We start from the raw sequence: 10,405 nt of genomic DNA on the forward strand, positions 1-10,405 counted from the left end.
AATATTAACATGTTCGTTAGAAACTGTCGAAGACTATTATGGGGTCAGAATGAATCCATTTACGAACTTTGAGAAATTTTATCAAAACTACATTACGAACACCAAATTAATCAACTTATTTATTATCTTAGACTTAACCTCGCTTATCCTTTGCTCCGCTAAATCCAATCTTATTGCTACATCCTTATTTGATATATTTTCAAAATACCGGAGTTCTATTATCTTATATTCTCTATCAGTTAATATTGAAAGTTCATTATCAATTTTTTTAATTTTCACCTCTAGCTTATGTTTCCTTTTTTTAAGCCACTCTAGTTTATATCTTTTGGATATCATTTCATTTTCGACTGGACTGTTAAATTTATTTGTTGGAGCTGACTTTTCCTCATATGAAATAGATCCACACCCTTGATATTCATTTTCTAGTTCAGCGATTTCTAGCTCTATATTTTTAATCTCAGCGTGCATTGCTTTGTAACCATACAGCATATCTTCAACCGCTTTATAATAGTCTGTAATGCTACATTTTGTTTGCTCAAATGCCATGGATTCATTCCTGCCTTTTTATCAGCCACTTAATAAATATTAACCTGTCCATATATCACCCTTCTAAAATTAATTTTCTTTTTTTATTCTGATTAACTCTTGAATTATTAAATCATAGTTTTCTTTCTGAAATGTATCTAAATTAATGAGATCCATTAATGTTTCATATATTATTTTTCTTCTCTGCTGAATTATTTCTTGATCCTTTTTAATATCTTCATCAAGCTTCCCTGGATTAAAAAAATATTTGCTACTCGGGTTACCAGTAAATTTCATTCACACAGCCCCTTTTAACTCTTCATAAGCTCTATACATTTTCATATAATCATCTAATCTCAGAGTTACTAACCATTCACATCTATCTTTCCTGTGAAATACTTTAGGCATTTCTTCCTCGTTAGCGTCTGTTTTAGCTTGGGTTATTGCATCATATATATTTGTCTTTCAACTCTTTTTACTTCAATATGTACGCCATTTAGCCCAACAACGTCTGCATCCCATTAGCTCCACAGTATTGTTGTCCACGTCTAGTGTTATAGCCATACTCTTTTAATTTAGATGATAATTCACGTTCACCACGAGCACCCTTTTGCTTTGAATTGGTCATATTATTCCTCCTCATTTTCGTTTTCTTCTAGCTATTTTGCTATATTTATAATTATTTGCAATCCATTGCTTTTTTCTTTCATCATTTTTACGTTTTTTCTCTATGTCAGCTTTCATAATGAGCGATATCTCTGTGAATTTACCCATAAACTCCATCCCCAAAATAGATAAAATTAAATATTTATCGTTCATTTTCTCGCCTGCTTATTTATTGATTACAAACCCATTGAATTGCCACGCAAAAACACCGTAAAATTCAATTTACAATTTTGAATAGTACGGTGTTTTATTAGTAAATTACTTAGTTTTTAATAATTAGGACATTGCGAAAAACATAAATGAAACAATTATTTGAAAATAAGTAACAAGAATTTAAAGATATATAAAGGAAGACCCAAATTATTATGCACCCTTTTGAAATATCTTCAATAAGCGTAAATAGTGATTTGCTTCGCGTAAAGTATGATCGCCTAACAATGGTATTATTATGGACTTGATCTTGCACTCTACCAGTCCTTGCGTACCTTGTGCTTTAAATTTACTTATTTCTATAGTTGCTTTAAAACTATCCTCTGTAACTTTTGAAATTGATGTTGTCTTATCCATAGCTTCTTTTGTCAATTTATCAAACTCGTTTCCAAAGTTATTTGCAGCATTTATGAGCTCATTTTCAGTTGGATCAAGAAGTCCACGAATAAATTTTGAATGTTCAGCCATAATTCTATTCCAAAATACTTCTTGATCATAAGCCTCTCGTTCCAAATTGATTTCTTCCCGATTTTGCAATCTTTGAACCATGGAAAAGTAGAAATTTGCTTCTCTTATAATATGGTCTAAAAGTAACGGATAGTTGTTTGTAAATATCCTACAGGATATAACATCTGATAATATTCTGTATTTAAACTGTACTAAGGATTTAATTAAATACTGTGATCTTTCATTAAGTGTACACACTCTTCTTTCAAGAACAGTACTATCCATTCTTAAGTTATCACCCATTAAGCCTTTCTCTGCTTCGGTCAAACCAGTTGCAATATTTATCCCTGTAAAATATGATGACGCCATCTCAGCTTTTAGTGTAAAAGGTGTTATTATTTCACCAGATTTCAATACACTAGAATTAACAATACCATTAGAAAGTGATATAACATCTGCTAAAAGCCTATCAAATTCTCTTCTAAAGGCATCCGCTTCATGTATAAACATTGACTCCTTCTGTGTAAAACCTATTTCTAAAAAAAATGAGTGTTCTTTCATAATCCGTGCAAAAAAAAGATGCAATTCAAGAGACTGCTGTATGAAATTAATGTTTGATACCATAACTTACCTCTTTTAATATAATAATTATTCACTTCTAATTAATTTATTAACTTAAAATATAAAATGTTACAATTTATATTTACCCCATACTTACTTGACTGTTCTTTATTAATATCATTTTTTAATTATGCTGTAGATGAGGGCTACCTTATAAAAAATCCATGTATTGGTAAAAAGATTGTTATACTTGGACAGGTTGAAAATAAAGAACATATTGTTGAAATATTTACGAACAAAGAAATTAAATTGTTGTTTACGGCTTTAGAAAATCATAGATTAAAAGCTTTAATTTTATTGGATCTTGGGACAGGATTGAGGAAAGGTGAATTGTTAGGTTTAAAATGGAGTGACATTGACTTTGATAATAAACAATTGAAAGTTGAAAGAAATGTTAAAAAAGTATATATTATTGCCGCTGATGGCAACAAAGAATATAAGACTATAGATCAAACTCCAAAATCAACTATGTCTACTAGATCTGTTCCTATACCATCATCTCTACTACCAATATTAAAACAACATAGTGCAGTACAAAAACAAGAAAAATTAAATGATTTATTTATCTAGAGTGTGGGAAGACAAAAATACAAGCCAATTCACATTTCTGTAAACTGGTTTGTATCAATGCTTTATGGTGCACCCAGGGGGAGTCGAACCCTCGACCATCAGATTTGTTTTATCAGTTTTATATTTCTCCACTTTTTTCTATAAATGTTGGTATTACTAGATTTCCTTACTTTTACTCACTAAGCCAATCTAAAGCTAAATAACACTTGTGTGGGAAAGATGTGGGAAGATTTTAGTGACATCATATCTCTTTACCTATTACTCTTTTTTATTCCTTTTGCAGCACTATATCAGACAAATGTACATCTATTCCTTCTATGTGCACATTCATAAAAAACGGTACTATCTTAATTTGTTTCTCGTGTACACTCACACTTTGAGTATATAATGATTATAATTTACATAAACCATTTTTAAATTTAAATCTTTAAACTTGATGTGGATACCTATATTTAGCTACTACAGTAATATATATTTATAATAAATAGTGTAGAATAAAATGAAGATAGGCAAAAACACCTCATTCCGAATTGAAGATTAATATATTTTATCCGATGACTAGCAGCCGTAATACTCCCATCTTCTATAAAAGTGGGAAAAGCAGAAAAGTAGAAAAGTAGAGAATCCAATCTTTGATTGGTGCTAGTCACTTAGTAGTTTCATCAATCGCTTTCTCTTTAGAGTATAACAGCTGCTACGTACATGGATAACGGTTTCTAAGTTTGAGATGGAAAAAAACTTGAACTGAAACAAAAAAATTTGTTTATGACAATTCAAATGCACCTGTATAAAGTTGATAATAATTGCCCTTTTGTTCAATTAATGTATCATGATTTCCTCTTTCAATAATCCTGCCTTCCTCTAATACCATAATCACATCAGAATTTTTAACTGTAGAAAGTCTATGCGCAATTACAAATACTGTTCTTCCTTTCATAAGCTTATCCATTCCCTCTTGAACAATTGCTTCTGTTCTTGTATCAATACTTGATGTAGCTTCATCAAGTATTAAAACTGGTGGATCGGCAATAGCTGCTCTAGCAATTGTTAATAATTGCTTTTGACCTTGTGATAAATTTCCTCCATCACCTGTAATAGTTGTTTTATAGCTATTGGGCAAATGTTTTATAAAGCCATGTGCATTTGCAAGTTTTGCTGCTGCAACCACTTCTTCATCCGTTGCGTCCAATTTTCCATATCTAATATTGTCCGCAACAGTTCCTGTAAATAAGTGAGGATCTTGTAATACCATTCCAAGGGACCTTCTTAAATCATCTTTCTTGATTTTGTTAATATTAATACCATCATATCTTATCTTTCCCTGTTGAATGTCATAAAACCGATTAATTAAATTAGTAATTGTAGTCTTTCCTGCACCTGTAGCACCTACAAAGGCTACCTTTTGTCCTCGTTTTGCATAAAGATTTATATTATGCAATATTATTTTTTCACTATTGTAGCCAAAATCTACATCATCAAATATTACTTCTCCATGAAGTTTTGTATAAGTAACTGTACCATCTTCATGGGGATGCTTCCATGCCCAAATTCCAGTACGTTCTTTAGACTCTGTTAATTCCTCTTTTTCATTTTCCTTTGCCTTAACTAATGTTACATACCCTTCATCCATTTCTTTCTCTTCATCAAGAAGCTTAAATATACGTTCTGCTCCTGCTAAAGCCATAATAACAAAATTCAGCTGCTGAGACATCTGATTTATTGTTTGACTAAAACTTCTTGTTAATTGTAAAAATGAGGCTAAGCTTCCAATTGTAAATCCACCAAATGCTCCAATAGCCAAAATGGACCCCAAAATAGCAACACATACATAATTAATATAGCCTATATTTCCCATTATAGGCATTAAAACATTGGCATACATATTAGCATTATTTGCACTTTCACAAAGGAGGTCATTTAATTTATCAAAGTTTAATTTAGCTTCCTCTTCATGACAAAACACTTTTACAACCTTTTGTCCATCCATCATTTCTTCTATATAACCATTTACTTGACCTAAATCTTTTTGCTGTTTTTGAAAGTATTTCCCGCTTTTGGCTCCAATAGATTTAGTAACATAAACCATTAATATTACAATTAGTACTTGAACTCCTGCAAGCGGTAAACTCAAATAGATCATGGAGATAAATATACTGAGTACACTAATAATTCCTGCTAACAATTGTGGTATACTTTGACTAATCATTTGCCTTAACGTATCTGTATCATTGGTATATAAACTCATTAAATCTCCATGAGAATGTGTATCAAAAAAACTTATGGATAAAGATTCCATATGTTCAAACATATTATCTCTTATTTTCTTAAGAGAACCATGAGAAACTCCAATCATTATACGGCTATAAACATATGTTGATAATACTCCAACATAATAAATCGCTGCCATTGTAACTATCATTTTAAGCAGTGGTCCAAAATCAGTTCCATGATATTTTAAAAGTGGTGATATATAGTCATCAATTAATTGTCTTATAAATAAAGTACCAATAACATTAGCAAGAGAACTTATAATAATAGTTGCTATTACAACAAAAAATCGAAACTTATAGTCCTTAAACACAAAAAATAGTAGCCTTTTTAGTATCTTCAATGAATTTTTACTAAATTTTGCATGACCATGTCCCCTGCGTCCATTTATCTGTCTAGGTTTACTGATATTACTTTGACTCATTGCTATCATCTCCTTTTACTTGAGATTCGTATACATCCTTGTATATAGCATTTGACTTTAACAATTCATTATGAGTTCCAAACCCACCTATCTTTCCATCATTTAATACAATAATTCTGTCTGCATCTTGAACTGAAGAAATACGCTGTGCAATAATAATCTTTGTAGTATTAGGTATTGTTTCTTTAAAAGCTTGTCGTATAAGTGCGTCAGTTTTAGTGTCCACAGCGCTAGTAGAATCATCTAAAATCAATATTTTAGGCTTTTTAAGTAAAGCCCTTGCAATACATAACCTTTGCTTTTGTCCTCCAGATACATTTGTCCCTCCTTCTTCAATAAAGGTGTCATATTTATTAGGCAGTTTTTCTATGAATTCATCAGCTTGAGCCTGCCTTGAGGCAGCAATAAGCTCTTCATCTGTGGCATCATTATTTCCCCACCTTAAATTTTCCTTTATAGTTCCAGAAAATAATACATTCTTTTGTAGTACCATTGAAACTTCATTCCTAAGAGTTTCTATATCATATTTTGTAACATCAATATTTCCAACTTCTACGCTTCCTTTTGTAACATCATATAACCTTGGGATAAGTTGAACAAGGGTTGACTTCCCACTACCAGTTTCTCCAATAATGCCTATAGTTTCACCAGAATTAATTTTTATATTGATATCTTGTAGAACTAGATTGTCCATACTTTTGTTATAACTAAAACTAACATTATTAAAGGTTATAGACCCATCTTGCACTTCATAAATAGGGTTTTCGCCATTTTTCAAATCACTTTTTTCATCTAAAACTTCTATAATTCTTTCAGCAGATGACTTTGCCATAATTATCATTACAAATACCATTGACATAATCATAAGACTCATCAATATATTAGTTGTATACGTAAATAGACTCATTAACTGTCCAGTTGTCAAAGATTTTGAAACAATCATTTTTGCACCAAGCCATGATAAAAGCAAAATGCAAGTATACACTGTAAACTGCATTATAGGAGCATTGAATACAATAATTTTTTCAGCTTTTAAAAAATATTGATATAACTTTAGGGATGATTTATGGAATTTTTCCGTTTCATGATCTTCTCTTACATACGCTTTTACAGTACGTATGCCAGTTAAATTTTCCTGAACACTTGCATTTAAATCATCATATTTTTTAAATACCTTTAAAAAATATGGATGTGCACTACTCATAATAAAATATAATACAATTCCAAGAAAAAATATGGCGCCTAAAAATATGAAGGATAACTTCACATTAATGTAAAAACATATGGACATTGCAAAAATTAACATTAGTGGAGCTCGCACTAATATTCTTATTATCATTTGAAATGCATTTTGAACATTTGTTACATCAGTAGTTAATCTAGTAACAAGCCCTGCTGTAGAATACTTGTCTATATTAGCAAAGGAATAATTTTGTATATTATAATACATACCCTTTCTTAAGTTTCTAGCAAAGCCTGTAGATGCACTAGCCGCATATTTACCATTTAATGCTCCAAAGGTAAGTGATAAAAAAGCTACTATTAACATAACCACTCCCACAATACATACATATTTTACATTGCCTTTTGACACTCCATTATCAATAATCCATGACATAAATAGTGGAATAATCATCTCCATAGCTGCTTCAAGCGCAACAAATATGGGGGTAATAATAGTATCCCTTTTAAATTCTTTAATATAACTTGCTAACTTCTTTACCATAACCTTCCTCCTCATGTTAGACTTCTAACTAATTACTTGAAAAAATTGTAATTAGGCATCTCAAAAATTTAATGATGCCTTAATCAGCAATTTTTTCAGATAATCTATTAATTAAATTAATAAGTGTATTTGCTTCTTCATCGCTTAATTCATCGCTTAAGGATCTCTCAAATTTAAGTATAAAATCGTGTACATTTTTCTGAATTTCCATTCCCTTCTCTGTAAGTATTATTTTTTTAAGACGTGCATCTTCAGAAACACTTAATCTTTTTATATATCCGTTTTTATCCATCAGTTGAAGAACACTAGTTACTGAAGAACGTCTAATATCAAGTTCTTCTTCTATATCCTTTTGAAAGATGTCTCTTTTGTGAGATTCATGGTATATAAATCCTATCACTCTTGACTGTACACCTGTTATCCCATACCGTGCTGCTTCTTTACCTATCTTTCTATGAATCCTGTTTGCACAAATACTTATTTGTTTTCCGATATGTACATCTTTATCCATGTTTACACCTCGTAATTATGTTAGATTCCTAACTAATTATAAATTTAAATATTTCTCTTGTCAATATGATACTATTTCAACTTCAATTTGCAATTTTAAAATTACGAACAAAAATACAAGCCAATTCACATTTCTGCAAACTGGCTCGTATCAATGCTTTATGGTGCACCAAGGGGAAGTCCAACCCTCGACCATCAGATTTGATTTAATGAATTTTTATTTTTCTACACTTTTCTATAAATGTTGGTATTACTAGAGTTACTCGTCTTTACTTTCTAAGTAAATCTAAATAACACTTGTGTGGGAAATATGTGGGAAGATTTTTGTAAGATTATATTTCTTTCCCTATTACTCTTTTTTGTTCCTTTTGCAGCACTATATCAGAAAAATGTACATTTATTCCTTCTCTCTGCACATTCATAAAAAATGGTAGTATCTTAATTTGACTTTCGTATACACTCACACTTTGAGTATATATTGAAATTACAATACTATATTCTAAGGATAAATCCACCATTATATCAGTTATTGCATCTTCATGTTCTCTAATTTTATTCTCATCTTCATTTACAAGTACCAAAAAATTAATATCCGATTCCGCTGTATTTTCATTTCTTGCATAAGATCCATAAAGAATGATATTTCTTAATTTACCTTTAAAAAGATCAACCATTTTATTATCAATTTTTTTTAGCATTTCCCTTATTTTTATATTTCTTATACAACTTATATCCTTCATTTTTGCTCACTTCCTATCTCATAATAATATTATACAATATTATTTTTTTAACACCAGAAATAATTACATATATTCTTTTGTAATTTACATAAACCATTTCTAAATTTAAAAATCAAGGCTTTAGAATTGATGTGGATACCTATATTTAGCTACTACAGTAATATATATTTATAATAAATAGTGTAGAATAAAATGTAATTTTTTGATAAAATGAAGATAGGCAACAATAAATATAATAATTAATGCGGAACTTATAAAAGCATTTAAGCAAGATAAAAAAGGCATACTTGATGTTAAAGTAAGAACAAAATCAGTTAAAGAAATCGATGTAGAAATTCAAATACTACCCACAGAATATATGGCAGAAAGGACTATTTTCTACTGGAGTAAGATGTATACAAGTCAGATCAAACCTGGAGATACTTATGATAAGTTAAAAAAATGTGTAACCATAAACATAGTAGATTTCAAGTGTACACCACTAAAAAAGCTCTACTCAAGCTATCATGTCACAGAAGATAAATCAGGGTATAGGTTAACAGATATACTTGAAGTTCATTTTCTAGAGATTCCCAAATTGTTTGACGATGATATTGAAAAAGATGAAAATGATCCAATAGTTCAGTGGATGGAGTTCCTAGATGGAAAATCGAAAGCTGCATAAATAATATTTATGCAGGGCAGTATGAGCAATACCTAGAGGGTGATGGAAATGTTAGCAGAAAAAAACAAGGATATAAAAAAGGCTTATGATTTATTGCAGATAATAAGCAAGGATGAAAATGCAAGAATGCTATATGAGTCAAGACAGGCAGAAATTAGTGATCAACTTACTAGGATCAAGTCCGCTGAAGAAAAAGGATCAAATAAAAGAGCATTGAGAGTAGAAGAAAAAATGTTACGAAGTGGAGACAGTATAGAAGATGTAGTTGATTTAACTGAATTACCAAGGGAAATTATCATGGACATAAAAAATAAAATGAACAACTAATACCAAAATAGAATCGTCAGAAATGGCGATTCTATTTATTTGATTTTGTAACAAATTTTGATTTTGTAACAAATTTTAATTTTCTCAAATAAGCTAAACTATTTGTATAACCTAATTTAATGGCTATTACTTTATGGCACAAACTGAAAGTTTCTAAGACTTTTGTGGGAAGACAAAAATACAAGCCAATTCACATTTCTGTAAACTGGCTTGTATCAATGCTTTATGGTGCACCCAGGGGGAGTCGAACCCTCGACCATCAGATTCGAAGTCTGCAACTCTATCCAGCTGAGCTATGGGTGCATATATAATAAAAAGCCTAGATTAAACATTAAGTTCAATTCCAGGCAAGTTTACTGTTTAAAATATGGAGCGGGTGGAGAGAATCGAACTCTCATAACTAGCTTGGAAGGCTAACACTCTACCACTGAGTTACACCCGCAAATTTTGGAGCGGAAGACGAGATTCGAACTCGCGACGTTCACCTTGGCAAGGTGACGCTCTACCACTGAGCCACTCCCGCAACATTAAAAATGCCACTTAAACTATATTAGACTTACTTTTATTAAATGGTGCAGGTGAAGGGACTTGAACCCCCATGCCTAAGGCGCTAGATCCTAAGTCTAGTGCGTCTGCCATTCCGCCACACCTGCACATTTGGTGGCTTACCGGGGAATCGAACCCCGGACAACATGATTAAAAGTCAT

Annotated in this window: 12 protein-coding genes and 4 tRNA genes; 3 read left to right on the forward strand and 13 right to left on the reverse strand. The window is 31.0% G+C overall.

The features are described 5' to 3' along the window. Window positions 1–87: 87 nt before the first annotated feature. The 5 genes from BR66_RS0122595 to BR66_RS0122615 form a co-directional block, all read right to left on the reverse strand. On the reverse strand, window positions 88–546 hold the full coding sequence (locus BR66_RS0122595) for a sigma factor-like helix-turn-helix DNA-binding protein (RefSeq protein ID WP_051624361.1): 459 nt from the start codon (window positions 544–546) through the stop codon (window positions 88–90). Window positions 547–615: 69 nt separating this feature from the next. Then, on the reverse strand, window positions 616–822 hold the full coding sequence (locus BR66_RS0122600) for a hypothetical protein (protein WP_026884945.1): 207 nt from the start codon (window positions 820–822) through the stop codon (window positions 616–618). A 199-nt stretch (window positions 823–1,021) separates the two neighbouring features. Continuing rightward, entirely contained in the window at window positions 1,022–1,153 is a 132-nt protein-coding gene (locus tag BR66_RS26730; protein ID WP_341350090.1) for a PDDEXK family nuclease, read from the reverse strand. 11 nt (window positions 1,154–1,164) lie between these two features. Beyond that, window positions 1,165–1,344: a hypothetical protein gene (locus BR66_RS25970; protein ID WP_156946362.1), complete on the reverse strand. Its 180-nt coding sequence runs from the start codon at window positions 1,342–1,344 to the stop codon at window positions 1,165–1,167. A 210-nt stretch (window positions 1,345–1,554) separates the two neighbouring features. Then, the gene (locus BR66_RS0122615; protein WP_026884946.1) at window positions 1,555–2,472 is read right to left on the reverse strand and encodes a DUF2935 domain-containing protein; all 918 of its coding nucleotides are present in this window, start codon (window positions 2,470–2,472) and stop codon (window positions 1,555–1,557) included. Between the two features lie 63 nt (window positions 2,473–2,535). Here BR66_RS0122615 and BR66_RS0122620 point away from each other — a divergent pair, with 63 nt between their 5' ends. Beyond that, a complete protein-coding gene (locus BR66_RS0122620; protein WP_026884947.1) occupies window positions 2,536–3,039 on the forward strand; it encodes a tyrosine-type recombinase/integrase in 504 nt (167 codons plus the stop codon). Window positions 3,040–3,802: 763 nt separating this feature from the next. On the opposite strand, the gene BR66_RS0122625 is transcribed toward BR66_RS0122620, so the two are convergent. The 4 genes from BR66_RS0122625 to BR66_RS0122640 form a co-directional block, all read right to left on the reverse strand. Beyond that, a complete protein-coding gene (locus BR66_RS0122625) occupies window positions 3,803–5,731 on the reverse strand; it encodes an ABC transporter ATP-binding protein (protein ID WP_026884948.1) in 1,929 nt (642 codons plus the stop codon). Next, the gene (locus tag BR66_RS0122630; protein WP_026884949.1) at window positions 5,718–7,457 is read right to left on the reverse strand and encodes an ABC transporter ATP-binding protein; all 1,740 of its coding nucleotides are present in this window, start codon (window positions 7,455–7,457) and stop codon (window positions 5,718–5,720) included. The genes BR66_RS0122625 and BR66_RS0122630 overlap by 14 nt, the downstream gene beginning before the upstream one ends. Before the next feature lie 79 nt (window positions 7,458–7,536). Beyond that, entirely contained in the window at window positions 7,537–7,968 is a 432-nt protein-coding gene (locus BR66_RS0122635; protein ID WP_026884950.1) for a MarR family winged helix-turn-helix transcriptional regulator, read from the reverse strand. A 331-nt stretch (window positions 7,969–8,299) separates the two neighbouring features. Then, window positions 8,300–8,707, reverse strand: a complete 408-nt coding sequence (locus tag BR66_RS0122640; RefSeq protein ID WP_026884951.1) for a nucleotidyltransferase domain-containing protein — start codon at window positions 8,705–8,707, stop codon at window positions 8,300–8,302. Window positions 8,708–8,990: 283 nt separating this feature from the next. Between BR66_RS0122640 and BR66_RS26735 the strand changes: the two genes are divergently transcribed. Both BR66_RS26735 and BR66_RS26740 read left to right on the forward strand, forming a co-directional pair. After that, window positions 8,991–9,371 (forward strand): Rpn family recombination-promoting nuclease/putative transposase, encoded by a 381-nt coding sequence (locus tag BR66_RS26735; protein ID WP_423219395.1) that lies wholly within the window; start codon window positions 8,991–8,993, stop codon window positions 9,369–9,371. A 48-nt stretch (window positions 9,372–9,419) separates the two neighbouring features. Then, window positions 9,420–9,698 carry a hypothetical protein gene (locus tag BR66_RS26740; protein WP_026884953.1) on the forward strand — a complete coding sequence of 93 codons (279 nt, stop codon included), beginning with the start codon at window positions 9,420–9,422 and terminating at the stop codon, window positions 9,696–9,698. Between the two features lie 226 nt (window positions 9,699–9,924). Here the strand turns inward: BR66_RS26740 and BR66_RS0122655 are convergent. The 4 genes from BR66_RS0122655 to BR66_RS0122670 form a co-directional block, all read right to left on the reverse strand. After that, window positions 9,925–10,001: transfer RNA gene (locus BR66_RS0122655), tRNA-Arg, on the reverse strand. 65 nt (window positions 10,002–10,066) lie between these two features. Then, window positions 10,067–10,140 (reverse strand) — tRNA-Gly (locus BR66_RS0122660). A gap of 6 nt (window positions 10,141–10,146) precedes the next feature. Further along, window positions 10,147–10,221, reverse strand: a tRNA-Gly gene (locus BR66_RS0122665). Window positions 10,222–10,268: 47 nt separating this feature from the next. Beyond that, window positions 10,269–10,351: transfer RNA gene (locus tag BR66_RS0122670), tRNA-Leu, on the reverse strand. Between the last annotated feature and the right edge of the window lie 54 nt (window positions 10,352–10,405).

This window comes from Clostridium akagii DSM 12554 (assembly GCF_000686725.1).
Taxonomy (GTDB): domain Bacteria; phylum Bacillota; class Clostridia; order Clostridiales; family Clostridiaceae; genus Clostridium_I; species Clostridium_I akagii.

What these genes read in the sequence shown, in the direction of transcription:
- BR66_RS0122595 (WP_051624361.1), bottom strand. Translation starts at nt 546, where the DNA reads ATGGCATTTGAGCAAACAAAATGTAGCATTACAGACTATTATAAAGCG.
- BR66_RS0122600 (WP_026884945.1), bottom strand. Translation starts at nt 822, where the DNA reads ATGAAATTTACTGGTAACCCGAGTAGCAAATATTTTTTTAATCCAGGG.
- BR66_RS26730 (WP_341350090.1), bottom strand. Translation starts at nt 1,153, where the DNA reads ATGACCAATTCAAAGCAAAAGGGTGCTCGTGGTGAACGTGAATTATCA.
- BR66_RS25970 (WP_156946362.1), bottom strand. Translation starts at nt 1,344, where the DNA reads ATGAACGATAAATATTTAATTTTATCTATTTTGGGGATGGAGTTTATG.
- BR66_RS0122615 (WP_026884946.1), bottom strand. Translation starts at nt 2,472, where the DNA reads ATGGTATCAAACATTAATTTCATACAGCAGTCTCTTGAATTGCATCTT.
- BR66_RS0122620 (WP_026884947.1), top strand. Translation starts at nt 2,536, where the DNA reads ATGTTACAATTTATATTTACCCCATACTTACTTGACTGTTCTTTATTA.
- BR66_RS0122625 (WP_026884948.1), bottom strand. Translation starts at nt 5,731, where the DNA reads ATGAGTCAAAGTAATATCAGTAAACCTAGACAGATAAATGGACGCAGG.
- BR66_RS0122630 (WP_026884949.1), bottom strand. Translation starts at nt 7,457, where the DNA reads ATGGTAAAGAAGTTAGCAAGTTATATTAAAGAATTTAAAAGGGATACT.
- BR66_RS0122635 (WP_026884950.1), bottom strand. Translation starts at nt 7,968, where the DNA reads ATGGATAAAGATGTACATATCGGAAAACAAATAAGTATTTGTGCAAAC.
- BR66_RS0122640 (WP_026884951.1), bottom strand. Translation starts at nt 8,707, where the DNA reads ATGAAGGATATAAGTTGTATAAGAAATATAAAAATAAGGGAAATGCTA.
- BR66_RS26740 (WP_026884953.1), top strand. Translation starts at nt 9,420, where the DNA reads ATGTTAGCAGAAAAAAACAAGGATATAAAAAAGGCTTATGATTTATTG.